The sequence below is a fragment of the Leptospira idonii genome (genome assembly GCF_004770995.1).
GTDB lineage: Bacteria > Spirochaetota > Leptospiria > Leptospirales > Leptospiraceae > Leptospira_A > Leptospira_A idonii.
The window spans coordinates 211,776-228,202 of the sequence record NZ_RQHW01000028.1 but is presented as its reverse complement, the minus strand read 5'-3'; the positions used below and the strand labels follow the sequence as shown (position 1 = coordinate 228,202).

Here is a 16,427-nt window from a genome sequence, read left to right as displayed (position 1 = left end):
TTATTTATTTTGACGAACCGATTAGACCTTTTTTGTACATAAGTTCCGCATTCAAAAGAGCCGCTCCTGCAGCACCCCTGATCGTATTATGCGAAAGTACCACCCATTTCCAGTCGAAGAGAGAATCTTCTCTGAGTCTGCCGATGGTAGTGGCCATTCCTCTTCCCGTATCCAAATCCAAACGAGGCTGAGGGCGATCACTTTCTTCCCTATAAACAATTGCTTGTTTCGGAGCCAAAGGCAGATCGAGTTTTTGAGGTTCTCCGGAAAAATTCTTCCAAGCATCCAAAATCTCTTCTTTGGAAGGTTTTTTCTTAAACTTCGCAGAAACGCATACGGTATGTCCGTCAAACACGGGAACACGATTGCAATGAGCGGAGATGGAAAAAGGAGCGGATACGATTTGTCCGTCTTTTACGGTACCCAAACATTTTTGAGGTTCCGTTTCGGCTTTATCTTCCTCTCCACTGATATAAGGAACCACATTGCCCAGAATGTCCATAGTAGGAACTCCAGGGTAACCCGCTCCCGAAATCGCCTGCATGGAAAACAACATCACTGATTCCAAACCGAATTTATCAAAGAGAGGTTTTAAAGAAATAGTCACTCCCATGATGGTGCAATTGGAATTGGTAAGAATTTTACCAGGAGTGGACTGCGCTTTTAAAACGTCCAAATGTTCCGGGTTCACTTCCGCAGACAGAATAGGAACATTCGGATCCATTCTGTGATTTTTGGAATTGGAAATAACGATGACGCCCGCTTCCGCGTATTCGGTCTCCACCTCACCCGCGATAGATGAATCAAGGCCGCTGAACACTAATTGTACGCCCTTCGTATCGGAAGGTTTAGGCAGCGTGATTACGATATCTTTTGCATAAGACGGAATGTCCGCCGAAATCTTCCATCGAGACTTCATTACCTCACCGTATGTTTTCCCGGCGCTTTTTTCCGAAGCGGCTAAGTGAGAGACTGTGAAGAAAGGGTGGTTCTCCAATAATTGAATGAATCTTTGGCCTACGGAGCCGGTCGCCCCTAGAACCCCAACCTTGATTTTTTCCATAAATTTCCTTATCAAATGTAAGGTCTGAAATTTACTCTATTTCGAAAAGAGATTTCCAATTCCTATAGCATAAATCGGATTCATTTGTTCCATTCCTAAGTAAGTAAAATGATGGAAGTCGGAAAAACCCTGCATAGGGAGATCCCTACGATGATCGGAGACATGTACATTGCCGGATTCCAAAGATTTTAAATAAGCCAAATAATCTTTGTACCATGGAGAGGATTCGTACCATCCGAGAGAGATGGGATTTTCCGGATTATTGATGATGAGAAGAGGGATTTTCGAATCCCGGAAACGATCGGCAATTTTTTTCAGATAGTTCAAATGGAAGAGAGGTCGAAATTTTTCCTTTGCGATTCTCTTTTTCGCCTTTTCCAATGCGACCAAATAACCTATGCCCGGGCGAACCTCCAAACCTTCCAAAAGCCGAAAGTAAAAGTACCTTTCGTATTCGGCATCCGTCATTTGCAGGTAACGAAAATCTTCCGTTCTAGGTTCTCTGATGTACTGCCCGTTTTCCTTAGGATGCTCCAAACCGAAAGTCTGCTGCAGCCTCACTCCCATCGGATCATAATGATAATCCAGATACGCGCCTTCCGCCTGATTTGCATACCACACATGAGAAAGTTCCGCAGTGATAGGCAACAAAGGATGGAAAAAACTTTCATCCAATTCTACTTTCTTCCATCCGGGTTTCTGCAGGGAAATTTTTTGAGTTTTACCGGAAGCGTTTGAGAAAGAAAGACTCACTTCCCCCGGAGGATTCGATTTTAATCCTTCCGCAAGAAGAAAAGGAGTCACTTCGATCCAAAAACCTTCCTTACCTTTTTGCATTTTTGCCAAAGGTAAAAAGGAAAATCTTTTACCCGTCCAGCCTAATGAATTGATGCCCTCTGGAATGGGAGTTCCCGCATAAGCATGATAACTAGTGTTTCTTCCGAAACGATGTTGGTAGAGATTGGTAGGATTCGTGAGCCAAATATCTTTATACCTGTGGAATCCGAAAATACCGGAAGCCAAATAAGTAGCTTTGGTTTCCCATTTCATGGAACTGCCTGCTTCTCCCAAAGTCTCCCAAGGAAAGACCCATAAGGATTGAGGGGCTTCTTCGAAACTAAGTGCATCTTGCACCAAAGCCTCTTCGGAAACGGTTTCATTCGAGCCCCCAGGAAACATAACATAAGTTCGGTGAAGGCGAAAATCTATGAAATTCACCGGATAAACGACTAGATCCGGTTCAAGAGGAAACAGCCAATCCAAGAGTAAATAGACGTATAAGGGGCTGTTCCCTGCATACGCTAAATAAACGACTTCGAAGTCTTTCCCGGTATTCTTTTTCAATTCCTGAGAAAGAAGAGAGGCATCGAAAGAATAATAAGCGATGGAACTGCCCAAAATAAGAATTCTAGGTTTTGTTTTTTTCTCCGCAGCAACTCTCTTGTATTCATATAAAAAATTAAAAAAATGATTCGTGTTCCAAGGGGATTCGTTCGGAAGCAAAAATTGACCTTTGCGAAATAAAGCCCAATCGAGTCCGAACAAGAAGAAGAGAAAGGAGGAAAGAAGTAAGATTTTTTTCATCGCTCGGGTCTCATCAAAATACGAAATAAACAAAAGGACGACTTTGCGCAGACATAACTACGATTGCGACTAGAGCCAATGAAAATAGGGCTCCAAGCAATACTGTTCTCCAAGTTGATTGTTCCCAATTTGAAAAAATTCCCTCTAAACGAGAGTTGTCGGTAAAGAATTTTGTTCCAAAAACATGTCCGACAACGATCGCAAAAAAACACCAAGAAGAACTCAAAAACCAAGTATGAGGAAGTGAAATATCTCCGTTTTTGAGAAAAAGACCCTGTAGGTAGCACAGGGAAACATGGAAATCTGGGCTTCTAAAGAAAATCCACAGAAAACAAACCGCCAAAAAGGTAAAGGCGATCCCCAGTATTTTGAGAAAACCAGTCGCATAACGACCGCTTATACAAATGTTTCTATCTTCGAGAAATCCTTTCAAATTGCGAAATCCTCTTTCCAAAATCAAAAGCAGTCCATGACCTCCTCCCCAAAATACGAAATTCCAATTGGCCCCATGCCAAAGGCCTCCCAAAAGCATTACGATCATCAGGTTCACTAAAGTACGAACATTTCCTTTGCGGTTCCCTCCCAAAGGGATATAGAGATAGGAACGCAGCCAGCTAGAAAGAGAGATATGCCACCTTGTCCAAAATTCCGAAAACCCAAGGGAGAGGTAAGGCATTCGAAAATTCTCAGGAAGACGGAATCCCAACATAAGTGCCGTCCCTTGGGCAATGTCAGTATAACCGGAAAAATCGCAATAGATCTGCCCTGCATAAGAAAACATTCCCCACCACAGAAAAGAAGGGTCCAAATTCTGGACATTGGCAAATGCGAAGTCGGAAGGGACTGCCAAATGATCCGCCAAAACCGCCTTTTTGAAGGCTCCGATCAAAATAAGAAAGAGGGCGAATGCAAAAGGAATTTCTGAAAATCGGCGAAGGGACTGTAATTGGGGGAGAAATTCCCTGGCAGTTACCACAGGACCCGCCACCAATTGGGGGAAAAAAGATAAAAACAACAGATAGTGAATGTATTTTTCCTCCGGTAAAATCTCTCCCCTGTAGATATCAATTACGTAGGATAAGGATTGGAAGGTATAAAAAGAGATTCCTACCGGCAAAATCATTTCCAAAATCGGTAGATAGGAATTGAACCCTAGCTGATTTATAAAAAATGCATAATTTTGAGCAAAAAAACCATAATACTTAAAAAAGCCAAGAATGCCCAGGCCGTTGCAGAGAGAGAGAATTAGTAAAAAACGCTTCCAGGCAAGGGATTTTAGGGAAAAAATGAGCTTTCCTGAGATAAAATCAAAAATCGAGATCCATAGAAGGAGAAAAACAAAAGAAGTGCTTGAAAATCCATAAAAAAATAGACTAAAAATAATCAAGAAAACGATTAAAAATTCAATAGCGGACGAATCAAATTTAGGCCATTTATTGCCTAAATTTACACCCAAAAGCCGAACCAGCCAAAAAGAAAAGAACGCAAGTAGATAAAATTGTACAAAAATTGAGCTAGAAAAAATCATTACTATGCTACAAATGAATCATATTATAGCTTATAAATAAGCAATTATACATTGTACTTGCATTTTACTCCACAATTTGGGCAAGTGCAGGTCACTTCCGCCTTAACCCTTCTTCCCTGCGCCCCCTCTACCTTTCCTGTGGCCACAAATTCAAAGGAAACTCCTTCCGGAACATAGTGCCCAGCGCCATATTTTGCGCTTCCCTCAATTAAATTAGAACATGCGTGACATTTCACCCGCAATCGTATCGTTTCAGCCATTTCTGAAAAGAAAAGACCGCCTGAGGCCAAGGTAAAGCCTTTTCCCAATACCTGTCATTTTTACATACCCAGGCATTCCACATACACATGACATTTTGTCATGATTTTTAAAGGAATTTAAGGTTTCTTTTCCTTGCTATAAACTCTACAAAAAAGAATCTTCGTTTCCTCTCTCAAAGGAGGTTATTTTGCCAAATGACGTAGTTTGGGCTCCTTCGTAAGAGTGGGGTAGGTACCACATTCCGGCTTTCCCCTTCTCAAACTCTTGGAATTCGTTCCAGCAGCTTTTCTTCATTGAAAAACTCTTTTTTTCCTAGGAAATATGAAGAAAACGAAGATCTAAAACTGTTGCCTTTCTCTCGGCAGTTACCACAAAGGCCCAGCTATGGGCGGTGGTCTTAAGACCAAAAAAGAGAGCTTTTCCTGTCCATTTTTGTAGGAACTACTACTCCATCCTCCCTGCCCAGAAACCGTCACGAGCCTATTTATCGTTTTCTGAACCAGAACAAACCAAAATCCGTCTGCCCTATCCGGATCATGCCGAACCAAGGCCGCCCCAGATTCGACAATTAATATATCTGGCCAGACGCTTCGCCCAAAACCAGTCAATTGAAGAAATGATGAATTTTCGGCATCTCTGCCCAAATATAGTCAGTTTTTTAGGTCAGATCGGAGGAAATAAGGAACCTCAGAAGAAGTTTTCCAATATCTGCCTAAATTTAGGCAAATTAGTCGAATTTGATTGAAAATGCCTGCTCCGAAAGAAGCACTCAGGAGAGCCAAAAATCAGAAACTTCTTCCTGTAGTGAGCACAGGAAACTTTGTCACTTTAGAAAGAATTCCCTTTTAGAAGACAATTTTAAATAGATAGCACACGCAAACCGGGAAAAAGGTTGTTCTTCCCGAAATGGTTTTACTTAGAGGGCTTTTTGGAAGCTGTTTTTTGAGAAGTTTTAGAAGTGGACTTTTTGGCTCCAGAGGAACCTTGTTTTTTGGAAACCTGTGACTTTTTTACGCCAGAGGCACCATTGGCAGAAGATTTAGACTTAAGACTGTCTTCCGAGGAGCCATTGTCCCCGGTGGTGATGTCTGCAGGCAATTTCCCGTTTCTTTTGACCATATAGATGAAATGTCGGACATACTGCGTGTAGGGCTCAGGAATGGCTCTAGGATCGAAACTTTTTGGATCCGTGAGGAGTTGATTGACCTGTGCCAAAGGAAGGTCGTCCTTACTCGTTGCCATAAGGATATCGAGTCTTTTGCAAATCTCTGTGTCGTTGACTTCGACAGACAATTTGCGCATTGCATTGATAAACTTTTGGAAGGCAATTCGCTTGGGTTGGGACATATCCCCAGGAAAGCAAAAAGACCTGGCTTGGCAACCGATTTTACTGCAATGGAAGAATACATATTTCCGGAATCTACATTTTGTAGAGAAGGACAGCCCTTCTCCAAGAGACCGATGTTTCTACCCAAATTGGAGAAAAATAAGGAGCCGTAAAAAGAAAGTGTCCCGGTTTCTCCGAAAGTATTTTTACATGCAGCTAACGAAAGATTTGAATGATTCGATAGATGGGAAGGAGACGATTTGCAGCCGAAAGAATCGGGAGATACAATCTCTTTTTCAGAAGGAACTGTTTTCCCTTCCAAAGACGCCATAGAAGTTGTTGCTTCTTCCTCGGCAAGAACCACAACCTCCACACCATCCACTAGCATAATGGGAAGAACCCATTCTTCATTTTCCATAACAATAGGAAGCGAAAGATCATCAGCAGATACGGAAAAAACAGGAGACACAATTACCACAGCAACAGCTAGAGGAAGCCAGCTATTGAGCAAAAACCGTGCCACTTTTTTTATTTTTTCCAAGAAAATCATGGGTTATACCCCAAAACTAGAGGTTTCCTAGGAAAAAGATAGCTTTTTTTGCCTAATTTCGAGGATTTTTAGCCACCATACATCATAGCTCTGGTGCGAAGCTTCCATTCCCAAAGAACAATTTCTTTTTCAATTTCGGAAGCGGTTTCTTGTTCTTTAGCAAGAAGAGCATAAATCATATTGGAAATTTCTGGTGAGAATTTTTTATCCAACTCGGATTCGAATTCTACTACCTTAAATTCAAGAATCAAAACAGCCAAACGGAAAGCTTCGTTCATTGCAATGAGCTTATCTTTGAAAGTCTCCAGCTCAGGCTTTTGATTTTCATTTCGAATCATTACATCCAAAAAAGTCCGGATGAATGTAACATCTTGAGAAGAAAGATGGAAGTCCAAAATCAACTGTCTGACTTTATCCAATTCCATGGACCGCAAATGGATCCTTGCTAAAAAGACAGGATTTTCACTGTACATATTTAGGTTCTGATTTTTGGCCACATCGGTGGCACGAACCTTATCATAATCCACAATTCCTTTGTCTTTTTCTTCCGCTCCCCCCTTTTGGGAAACTTGTTGAGATTCTGCGGAAGTATTGATTCTTTTTTTGATGACCAGAATGTTCAAGCTAGGATATCGAATTTTGAAAGTCACCATATCAGATCGGGGAATTTCTTCATCCACCACCAAAAACTGAACCTGCTCTCCACTTTCCCAAGCACGCATCAATTCTTCTTTATTTCGATAATGATAAATCACGACAGGGAGAGCATCACTTTGGCTCCCCGTTCCCAAATAAATGGTTTTGATTTCGTTGGAAAATCCGTGCTGGTAAGGAATGACCATTTTCCCAGCCTTCACATTGACGAAGGAAAGTTCTCCCAAATGGAAGTGAGAAATATCGAAATCTTCCCCGAAAAAACCGACTTTGGGGACAATGGCAACAATGGAATTATTTTTGGCTCCCTTAGGAACTTCCGGTCCGTGATCCGTAAAAACCACATAGGTCATTTTGGAGAGACGAACTTTCACCAAAAACCCGCCAGGGGTTTTCCTTTCTTCGTAAACCGTTTCTTCCATATTGTATTATAGTAAACCTAGTTGTTTCATTTTATATTGGAGAGACCCTCTGGAAATTCCAAGCGCCTTTGCCATTCGGATCTGATTCCCCGAAAAGATACGCATAGACAGTAGGATCTTCTGCCGTTCTAACGCCTGGATTCCCCTTCGCAAGTCTAAATCTTCCGCATCCGGAACGCCCAAATCTACAGACGAAATTTCCTCTTCCAAATCCTCCAATCCTACCTCATTTCCTTTGCAAGTCAGGATCGCAGACAAAAGAAGATTTTTTAGATCGGAAAAATTTCCAGGGAAAGAACGATTTAAGATCGATTGCAAAGCAGAATGTTCCAACTCCAATCCGTTTCGATTCTGGGATAAGACCAAATCTCGAAAAAGCTGAACCGTGATTTCAGAAAGAACTTCCCTGGATAGGAAATCAAAACTAGGAAGTAAGAGCTGGTTTTTTTGTAAAATTTTGGAATATTCAGGAAGGATTTCTTCTTTCTCTTCGGGGCGATCGAGAAAAAAAACAAGACCGGAAAAAGAACCTTCTCCCATCCAATCTACGATGATTTTCTGCTGCCCTAAACTGAGAGATTTAGAATTTAAAAAAACAAGACTTCCTTGTCCGGCTTCCTTTCCCCAGTCGGATAAAGACTTCTCCAATTTACCGAAATTTTCCGGCAAAGAACCTAAAACCAAAAAAGGAGTTTGGGGGCGGATTTGGTTGTGAATCCATTTCGCTAATGTTTTTTTCCCAGACCCGGAAGGCCCGATGATTGTGATTACTTTTTCTCTCGAAAGAGATTCCAATCGGGAATGATAATGAGGAAGGCTAGGCAAAAGGAAAGGAGGAGCTCCTCCGGAAGGAGTTTTTGTTTCCGAAAATGCAGTAGCAATTTTAGATTTAGGATGCCATTCCTTGCCGATTTTTTCCGAGAATAAGTAGAGAAAAATATCTTCTTCCCCTCCCGATTCCTCTTCCCATTCCATCAAAATAAATCCTATCGATTCTTCCCCGGAAAGAATTCGAACCGCCTTTGCGATTCCCTGAGAATGAAAAATTTCATATTCTCTGCCGGAGAAAACCACAGGCTCTGGAGAGGACATGAGGCGTTCCCAGTCTTTCCCTCCTCTGGACAAAAAGGAATAAAAGAAACCATCTTCTCCATATCCGAAAGATGAATTTTCGTAAAAGGAATCCTCGTCTGCGGATTTCAAAACAACGACTCCGGATCTTGCTCCGAGCCCGGTACATAACTCGGCCCAAGCGGAAGGAAGTACGGATTCGATCCATATCCTTCCGGAAGAATTAGAAAATAAAGGGGATCCGATCCCTGCAGACATGCTATGAAACTGTTTAAATTTAATCACTTTGTCAAGTACGTACCTCTTTGAATGTCGGATGTCCGACCTATTTTCAGAAGATAGTTTTTTCTAATTTTTGGTATGTCGGATGTCCGACAATGGTTCTTGGGAGATGAATTTTTCTTTTTTTAGGGAAATTTTAAAATTCAATTGATCCCATGTTTTTCTGAAGAAACAATACCAAAACAGAAGGAAAAGAATAGAAAATGATTACGATTGCAGTCGCAAACCAAAAGGGAGGAGAAGGTAAAACCACAACATCTTTGAATCTAGCAATGGGACTTGCGAGAAGAAATTTCAAAACCCTTCTGATCGATATGGATCCTCAGGCAAACTCTACAGGTATTTTCATCAATCCTGAGACCATAGAAAAAGATCTTTCTCATCTATTTCAAAGTGCAGCGAAAATGAAAGATATCATTCTCCCTGCATATAACGAACATTTGTGGATCGCCCCATCTAGCCTGCGTTTGGCGGAAATGGAAACGGTTTCCGTAAATTCAGTGGAAGCTCCCTACATCTTAAGAGACGCAATGGCAGGATTAGATAATTTCGATTTCGCAATCATCGACTGCCCCCCTTCTCTTTCAATCTTTACGGTCAACAGCTTGGTCGCTTCCAATTTCGTTCTCATCCCTCTACAGGCAGAAAAATTTTCCATGGACGGGATCATGGGCTTACAGCAAACCATCTCTTCCATCAAAAAAAGAATCAATCCCGAACTGGAAATTTTAGGAGCTCTGATCACTCAACTAAAACCTCAGACTCTTTTGACAAAAACCATCCTGCCTGTCTTGGGAAAATATTTCCGTATTTTTGATCACACGATTTCAGACGGGGTAGCCATCGGAGAGAGCCACTTGGCAAAAAAATCCGTTTTTGACTACAACAGAAGTTCCCGTCAGTCTCAAGAGTACGAAGGTTTTTTAGAGGAGGTTTTACGTGAGCTCAAAAAGTAAACGATTAGGAACCCTCGCCGACATCTACCAATCTGAAAATTTGGACGGAACCATCCGTACAATCAAGATTGAAAAGATCGAACCTTCCGAATACCAGCCAAGACAAGAAAGAAAAAAAGGAATCGAGGAACTTGCCGCTTCTCTCAAAACGGACGGGCTTTTGCAACCGATCGTTGTCGCAAAAGGAAAAGGGGAAGATTCATACAAAATCATCGCAGGAGAAAGACGATTCCATGCCGCAAAATCCTTGGGCTGGCACGAAATCGAATGTAAAATTTTAGACCGCCCTCAAAAAGAAATCTATAAGCTAGCGGTCATTGAAAACCTACAGAGAGAGAATCTCTCCCCTTACGAGGAAGTGGACGCCCTTTTATTCTTAAAAAATACTCACAACTATACGGATGCTGACCTAGGAGATCTTTTCGGGAAAAGTAGAAGTTACATGTCAGAGGTTCTTTCCATTGCGAATATGGAAAAAGCGGATTTGGCAAAATGCAGATCCTTGGACATTCAGAATAAAAATCTTCTCGTTCAAGCAGCGCAAGCCTCCAAAAAAGGAAGCTTGGCAGATTTTTTAGAGCTCTACAGCAAAGGCCAACTCAAAACGGTTCGAGATGCAAAAGATTTCAACAAAAGCAGCAAATCAGATTCCCCTTCTCTTTCTTTAGCAAGAAGTGTCGGACATTACAAACTGAAACGATCCGGAAATACGATTACCATCCACTCGGAAGACGAAATTTTACTGGGAGAGATTCTAAAATACATCCGCAAAGAACTCTCTAAAAAATTCGGAGATTCGACCACATCCTAAACAAGTACTTGGCAGTCAAGTACTTAGGAATATTTTTTTTAAGTTCCCGGGAAAAATACGGGTACAAACTTGACAAAGCTTCGATTTCTTTGACAATGTGACATAATATAGTAAACGAAATTTAAGTACTATGTTCCCTACCTTATATACATAAGGGGACATAGGGGAAGTTATACCCATTTTCTTTTAGAAAGAAAAAAAATCCCCTGGATACCAGGGGGTCGGGTTTTCCCGAAGGAATGTTGTTGGATGAGACATAATTAACATTATGTCAAATAATGTCAACTCCTTCGTTATTTTTGCTTAAAATTAGTTTCATTTTTGCAAGTACGTAACGGAGAGTGGAATGAGTGACTTTCGTCATCCTTATATTCGCCTGATGACAGATATCATAGATTCTGGAGTCTGGGCCAATCTATCTAGCGCCGCTAAAACTCTGTACCCTGTTCTTTTGAAGTTCAGTGACTATAGCTTCAAACCCGTTTGGCCCAACACGGAAACTTTAATGCGACTCACAGGATTTAAGACCAAAAAATCAATCGTACAAGCAAAAAAAGAACTCACAGAAGCAGGGCTACTCTTTCATGTGCCAGGGAGTGGCAGAACTTCCACCAGGTACCACTTTTCCTTCCACTATGAGGGTTCCAAAATTACCCCTCTGGGGGATAAATCCGTATCTCACAGGGAGGCAAAATCAGACCCCTCTGAGGGGGAGGAATCCGGAACAAAGGGGGGTGGAGAAATACCCCCAAACCATATTAATATAACTATTTCTAATACAAACCAATATGAGAAACCCGAGGGTTCTGAGAAAAAAGAAAAAGAAAAGAAAATAGGACATTTGGAAGAACTGATCGATTTGTTTGGTACTGAAGTGGCATTTCAAGCCTACTCATACGCACAAAGCCTTCGTATGGAAAATGACTTTGGGTTTCTAAGAGGGATCTGTAAAAAAACAATTTCGGAACGACAAGCAGATGTGCCTAGTTTTAAGCAGGATTCTCCTGTCGATCCTTCCCTCCCCCATCCTGCTTCTTGGTTGGGATTTTTAGAATGGGCCAGCCAACAACTTTCTCATTCTACTTGGAAGGAATTGGAAAAAACAAAAATCAAAATCGATGGCAAGGTTTTGGTTGTAGAGTCGAAAACTACAGGTTTTTCCAAACAAATCATTCAAAAATATTTCACGGAAAAAACAAAACCAGCCCTACTCATCCTATTTGAAGAGAAAGAAGAGCCTTCTCGCCTTTCTGAAATTCGATAGACGTTGGCGAAAAACAGTAATTTTTGGAAGGAACAAAAGCATAAATATCATGATAAAAGACACCCTGATCCGAGTCAGTCACCCCTACTCGCTGCCGATTCGTTCTGTAAAAACTACCGGACGTTTTGAGCTCAAAAACGACGAATTTATTTCATTTTTCGAAGAAAAAGACCAAGCCGGTCTTTCTTCCATTATTTTCGAATTCAACGAAACGATTTATTTCAATGGAATCGAACTTTTGCCGGGAACGGACGGATTGGATTACTTTCCCGATTCATTTCGATTCGAACTTTCTCATGACGGAAAATACTGGGAACCTATCCTACAAGAATCTGCTTTTCGTAAATCGTTCAAAACGTCCGCAAAATGGTTGTTCTCTCTTACAAGCGCTCGTTATGTGAAGTTCGTTTCAAAAATCGCGCGCAAAGCGAATAACGGGAAAAATCGAATCAGTTTCGGGAATTTGAAAATTCTTGTGACCGGAATTTCTTCCATCCAGGCCAGCTCCGAATTGGATCGGTTGTGGGTTAAGGAAAATTTAATCGATACCAGACCTGACTACGGTTGGTCTTCCAAAAAGAAGGAAGAACCGGAAGATGAATATTTAATTTTCGATTTGGGAACTGTGAATCGGGTGGAAGAGATCCGAATGCTGACCAAAAACGATGCAGTTACGAATTTTCCGGAAAGGTTTATCGCCTATTACAGTGAAGATGATCTCACTTGGCATCAGTTACACGAAGAAAATTCTTTTTTGTCTGAACCGGGAACTTGGTACAAATGGAGATTCTCTCCCGTCAATTTAAGGTTTTTGAAACTTGTTTTTTTACAGGAAAAGATCCAAAACAAAAAAGAATATATAACCGAAGTCATCGAAGTGGAGCTTTACTCCAGTCCAGATAAAAAAGACTACGGCGGGCCAGCCAGAGAACCCCTTCCCTACGCTTCCGTTTTAAGATCGGGGATCATTCGTCTTGCTGTCGATGGAGAAGTGAAAGAAGGAGTCGTTGTTCAGTCGAATGACAGAAGACTTCGAGATGCCACCACCGAATATAGAGGTATCGTAGAACTTGCCTCCGACGGAGAGGAAAAGGCGGGAGTTGTAGTTCAAGGAAACGACAAACGTTTGAAGATCGCAACAGAGATCACTCACGGTTTGGTACGTCTTGCCAGATCAGGAGAGGCGAGACCTGGCCTTGTGGTTCAATCCGATGATGAAAGATTGAGAACCGCTTCCACGGAGCATCTTGGAATCGTAGAGCTTGCGTTAGATGGGGAAACTCGTCCAGGTGTTGTCGTTCAAGGAAATGATGCTCGATTGAAAGTTGCTACGAAAAAATCCGTAGGTCTCGTGCAGCTCGCCGAATCGGGAGAAACGGCGCATGATAAAGTGGTTACAGGAGACGATCCTAGACTCAAGGATGCTACGACCACTTCCAAAGGGATCGTCAAACTGGCGATGAACGGCGGAGAAGATGCAGAGACTGTAGTTCAAGGAAATGATAAAAGACTTCGTAAGGCAAATACAGAGCAGTATGGAATCGTTCAATTGGCTCATTCCGGAGAAAATAAGGAAGGAGTTGTTGTTCAAGGAAACGACAAAAGACTTCAATCCGCTGATTTTGAAAAACAAGGGATTGTACTTCTTTCCAAATTAGGAGAAAACGTTCCTGGTAGAGTCGTGTTGGCGGACGATCCTAGACTTTCCGACAGCAGAGACCCGAGGCCGCATACTCATAATTATGCGGAAAAAGAACACGATTTTAATTCTCATAAGGGACTTCTTCGTATCACGGGAGAAACAAGTTCTTTCGCAAAAGCGATGGTCCCTCCGCCAGAAAACGATTCCATCATTTATGGAAAAAACACTGCCGAAGGATCTGCGGTGGTGGGAGTTTCCGGAGGACAGGGCGTATTCGGATTTTCGGAGAAAATCGGAATTTTGGGTCTTTCCAAAGGGAAAGATCAAAACCAAAATGCAGGAGTTCTAGGCGTAGGTGCTTCCTCTCCCGGCGGACAGTTTGTATCTCAATCCGGTTATGCGGTTTTCGCCAACGGAAAAGGAATTTCCGAAAAAGAATGGTTCGGATCCGGCAAAGCAATACACGCATTAGGTGATTCTCTTTTTGACGGAAATGTCCGCCTCTCCAAAGACGGGCAGGAAGAATGTGTGGCTCGTTTCTATCGATTGGATGGAAAGGATGTAGTCACTCCGGGTGATTTACTTGTGGCAAGCGATGAATCTTTCGTGGTTTCCCGTTCCAAACACCCCTACTCCACTAATATCATCGGGGTTTGTGTGGGAAGTTCCAGTTTGATCTTCGGAAAGGAATACAAAGGGTTGGAATATGTTTTGGTCGCTTTTATGGGAATTGCAAAGATTCACGTAGACGCAACGCAGGGAGGAATCGTTCCGGGAGACCTTCTTGTTTCCGGCTTATCTTCCGGACATGCGATCAAAGCGGATCCGAACAGAATCAAACCGGGGATGTTGGTGGCAAAAGCATTGGAACCTTGTAAAAGAGACAAGGCAGCCATTCTTTGTTTGTTATCTTTCTCCTAAAAACAACGGCAGATTCATTTTGTTAGGTGGGAGAAATCCCGCCTGGATCGCTTTTTCATAAAGTAAATGAATCGCTTTATGTCCTTCCTCCCCCAAATTCTTCGTGAAATCATTTACATAAAGGTCGATATGAGATCGAATTACTGAGTCTTCTTTGTTTTGTGAATTCTCTCTGATATAATCGAACATTTCTTTAGGTTCCGTATAAGCCAGATCCAAACTTTTTCTCAACTGATTTTGGAAATAAATTGAGTCTTCTCTGGGAATGTCTCTTCTTATGGCGATCGCTCCTAAAGGGATCGGAAGTTTTGTGACTTCTTCCCACCATTCCCCCAAATCGACTACTTTTTCCAGTCCCCTCTCTTCATAAGTAAATCGTTCTTCGTGAATGATCACTCCTAAATCTGCATCTCCATTGAGAAGGCTGGGGATGATTTTATCGTAACGAAGAGGATGTGATTTTTGAGTGCCGTTTGTGTATAAGGACAAAAGGAGGTTGGCAGTGGTAAGTTGTCCGGGAACTAGAATGTCGGAGTTTTGTTTTAACTCCGTTTTGTTTCCTTTCTTTCTGACGACTAAAGGGCCGCAGCCTCTTCCTAAAGCGGAGCCTGTTTCGAGTAGAATGTATTTTTCCAATACGGAAAAATAAGCGGCAAAGGAAAGTTTGGTGACAGGATATTTTCCTAGTTTGGCGAACTCGTTTAGGTTCTCTACGTCCCAGAGTTCTTCGGTGACAGGATGAGTTTTGTCTTCGTTGGCTCGAATCAAATGATAGAATAGGAATGTATCGTTAGGACATGGGGAATAAGCGATAGAAATCATGGGGAAAGATAATACTCCTTTCCTGAGGTGATCCATGTGATTCTCAAGATTAAAAATAGAAATAATAGAATTCCTGATCCTAAAAAGAATCGGGAAAATAGGTTTTGTTTTAAGGAATGAAGCAGAAGGAACAAAGGTAAAATCATCGTGAACATACGAGAAAGATTGTCGAAGGACCTCCAATACCCTTGTTCCGCAAACAAGATCACTCCTAAAGATGCGAGGATCGGAAGAATAAGAATCCATTCCTGATCTTTTATAAGGGAAACGAGAGAAGAAGAATTTCTAACTTTCTTATAGGTTAGATGGGTGCAGTACAAAGAAACGGCGAAAAATTGTAGAAAAAGAATGAGTTTTACCGCCTCTTTCCCGGAAAGATGAAACACTCCTTCATCATAAAAACTTTTTACGAATCCGAAGAGAGGCAGATCCACCATATCAGTGAATCCTAAAGGATTGGTTCCCAAATGATTGGGAGAAATCGTTCTTGTCCAAGCCAGAAAACAGAGGAAAGCGGCCAAAGGAAAGAGGAAGTAAAGGGAAAGTCTGTAATTTTTATTTGTTATATGATAGGCCGCAAGGGAAATCAATGCAATTGCGCCGAGTTCTCTCGTAAAGACTGCCAATAAAAGAAAGAATGCAGAAATCAAATAAGACGGTTTTTTTCTGAAATGGAAATAAATTCCTATCACTAGAAAGGATGTGAACAATCCGTCCGCTACTAAGAGGAGATTCGAATTCATGGTAAAAGGTGAAAAAAGATAGAATAAGGACAGAATCTTTTTGTCTTCAGGAAGAAGCCTGTAAAGCGCCCAAACGGAAAACAAAAAGAGAAAAGTTAGCGTAAGTATGGCGATAAAAGGGTAATTTACGAATCCGAAGAGATGGGATAAGATTCCTAAAAAGAATGACATCCCGATCCTATGCAGTCGAAAAAAATAAGAGTCGAGAATCAAATCCCAATTAGTGTCGGTAAACATTGATTTTGCGAGAAAGTAGAAAAATTGCCCGTCATATCCTCCCGACCTAAATACAACGAAACCGGGATCGACTAGATAAGGATTGATTTCCGCAAACCCTTCCCAAATGCCGATCAGAGAAGAAATTTTGTTTTCGTAGGGCGAAATTTTGGCAAAAATCAGTAAACCCTCTAAGATGAGGAAAATCAGGATGGAGATGGGAAAACAATACCGCTTCACCCTTCCATTTTTAAAAAATTCATAGAGAAGCAAGGAATTTCTCTGGAATTCCCTTCCCTTTCCTTAAACT

The 16,427-nt window shown here is 41.6% G+C and carries 14 protein-coding genes; 5 read left to right on the top strand and 9 right to left on the bottom strand.

From position 1 onward, the window contains the following. Nucleotides 1-4 precede the first annotated feature (4 nt). From asd to EHS15_RS08115, 5 genes are all read right to left on the bottom strand, one after another. On the bottom strand, nt 5-1,063 hold the full coding sequence (asd, locus tag EHS15_RS08135) for an aspartate-semialdehyde dehydrogenase (RefSeq protein ID WP_135760049.1): 1,059 nt from the start codon (nt 1,061-1,063) through the stop codon (nt 5-7). A gap of 36 nt (nt 1,064-1,099) precedes the next feature. Next, nucleotides 1,100-2,647, bottom strand: coding sequence for a hypothetical protein (locus EHS15_RS08130; protein ID WP_135760048.1), 1,548 nt, complete (start codon nt 2,645-2,647; stop codon nt 1,100-1,102). Between the two features lie 13 nt (nt 2,648-2,660). Continuing rightward, complete coding sequence (locus EHS15_RS08125; protein ID WP_281277622.1) at nt 2,661-3,764, bottom strand: MBOAT family O-acyltransferase; 1,104 nt, start codon at nt 3,762-3,764, stop codon at nt 2,661-2,663. 455 nt (nt 3,765-4,219) lie between these two features. Further along, on the bottom strand, nt 4,220-4,435 hold the full coding sequence (locus EHS15_RS08120) for a hypothetical protein (RefSeq protein ID WP_135760100.1): 216 nt from the start codon (nt 4,433-4,435) through the stop codon (nt 4,220-4,222). Between the two features lie 913 nt (nt 4,436-5,348). Continuing rightward, a complete protein-coding gene (locus tag EHS15_RS08115; RefSeq protein ID WP_246051967.1) occupies nt 5,349-5,783 on the bottom strand; it encodes a phosphatidylinositol phospholipase in 435 nt (144 codons plus the stop codon). Between the two features lie 240 nt (nt 5,784-6,023). On the opposite strand from EHS15_RS08115, the gene EHS15_RS08110 reads away from it, so the two are divergent. Next, nucleotides 6,024-6,344, top strand: coding sequence for a hypothetical protein (locus tag EHS15_RS08110; protein ID WP_135760046.1), 321 nt, complete (start codon nt 6,024-6,026; stop codon nt 6,342-6,344). Between the two features lie 37 nt (nt 6,345-6,381). Here EHS15_RS08110 and EHS15_RS08105 read toward each other — a convergent pair whose 3' ends face one another. Further along, nucleotides 6,382-7,389, bottom strand: a complete 1,008-nt coding sequence (locus EHS15_RS08105) for a hypothetical protein (RefSeq protein ID WP_135760045.1) — start codon at nt 7,387-7,389, stop codon at nt 6,382-6,384. A gap of 6 nt (nt 7,390-7,395) precedes the next feature. Beyond that, entirely contained in the window at nt 7,396-8,745 is a 1,350-nt protein-coding gene (locus EHS15_RS08100; RefSeq protein WP_246051965.1) for a helix-turn-helix domain-containing protein, read from the bottom strand. A gap of 200 nt (nt 8,746-8,945) precedes the next feature. On the opposite strand from EHS15_RS08100, the gene EHS15_RS08095 reads away from it, so the two are divergent. The 4 genes from EHS15_RS08095 (at nt 8,946) to EHS15_RS08080 (ending at nt 14,336) form a co-directional block, all read left to right on the top strand. Then, nucleotides 8,946-9,698, top strand: coding sequence for a ParA family protein (locus tag EHS15_RS08095; protein ID WP_135760044.1), 753 nt, complete (start codon nt 8,946-8,948; stop codon nt 9,696-9,698). Then, a complete protein-coding gene (locus EHS15_RS08090) occupies nt 9,682-10,509 on the top strand; it encodes a ParB/RepB/Spo0J family partition protein (protein ID WP_135760043.1) in 828 nt (275 codons plus the stop codon). Before EHS15_RS08095 ends, EHS15_RS08090 begins: the two co-directional genes overlap by 17 nt. Nucleotides 10,510-10,855: 346 nt before the next feature. Beyond that, nucleotides 10,856-11,773: a helix-turn-helix domain-containing protein gene (locus EHS15_RS08085; protein ID WP_135760042.1), complete on the top strand. Its 918-nt coding sequence runs from the start codon at nt 10,856-10,858 to the stop codon at nt 11,771-11,773. Nucleotides 11,774-11,825: 52 nt separating this feature from the next. Next, entirely contained in the window at nt 11,826-14,336 is a 2,511-nt protein-coding gene (locus EHS15_RS08080; protein WP_135760098.1) for a discoidin domain-containing protein, read from the top strand. Here the strand turns inward: EHS15_RS08080 and EHS15_RS08075 are convergent. Both EHS15_RS08075 and EHS15_RS08070 read right to left on the bottom strand, forming a co-directional pair. After that, nucleotides 14,322-15,158, bottom strand: coding sequence for a 1,4-dihydroxy-6-naphtoate synthase (locus tag EHS15_RS08075; RefSeq protein WP_135760041.1), 837 nt, complete (start codon nt 15,156-15,158; stop codon nt 14,322-14,324). The two genes, EHS15_RS08080 and EHS15_RS08075, sit on opposite strands and share 15 nt — an antisense overlap. After that, complete coding sequence (locus tag EHS15_RS08070; protein WP_246051964.1) at nt 15,155-16,357, bottom strand: glycosyltransferase family 39 protein; 1,203 nt, start codon at nt 16,355-16,357, stop codon at nt 15,155-15,157. Before EHS15_RS08070 ends, EHS15_RS08075 begins: the two co-directional genes overlap by 4 nt. Between the last annotated feature and the right edge of the window lie 70 nt (nt 16,358-16,427).

Excerpts from the sequence above, each read along its gene's own strand:
- EHS15_RS08130 (WP_135760048.1), bottom strand. The coding sequence starts at position 2,647 with ATGAAAAAAATCTTACTTCTTTCCTCCTTTCTCTTCTTCTTGTTCGGA.
- asd (WP_135760049.1), bottom strand. The coding sequence starts at position 1,063 with ATGGAAAAAATCAAGGTTGGGGTTCTAGGGGCGACCGGCTCCGTAGGC.
- EHS15_RS08115 (WP_246051967.1), bottom strand. The coding sequence starts at position 5,783 with ATGTCCCAACCCAAGCGAATTGCCTTCCAAAAGTTTATCAATGCAATG.
- EHS15_RS08075 (WP_135760041.1), bottom strand. The coding sequence starts at position 15,158 with ATGATTTCTATCGCTTATTCCCCATGTCCTAACGATACATTCCTATTC.
- EHS15_RS08120 (WP_135760100.1), bottom strand. The coding sequence starts at position 4,435 with ATGGCTGAAACGATACGATTGCGGGTGAAATGTCACGCATGTTCTAAT.
- EHS15_RS08085 (WP_135760042.1), top strand. The coding sequence starts at position 10,856 with ATGAGTGACTTTCGTCATCCTTATATTCGCCTGATGACAGATATCATA.
- EHS15_RS08095 (WP_135760044.1), top strand. The coding sequence starts at position 8,946 with ATGATTACGATTGCAGTCGCAAACCAAAAGGGAGGAGAAGGTAAAACC.
- EHS15_RS08105 (WP_135760045.1), bottom strand. The coding sequence starts at position 7,389 with ATGGAAGAAACGGTTTACGAAGAAAGGAAAACCCCTGGCGGGTTTTTG.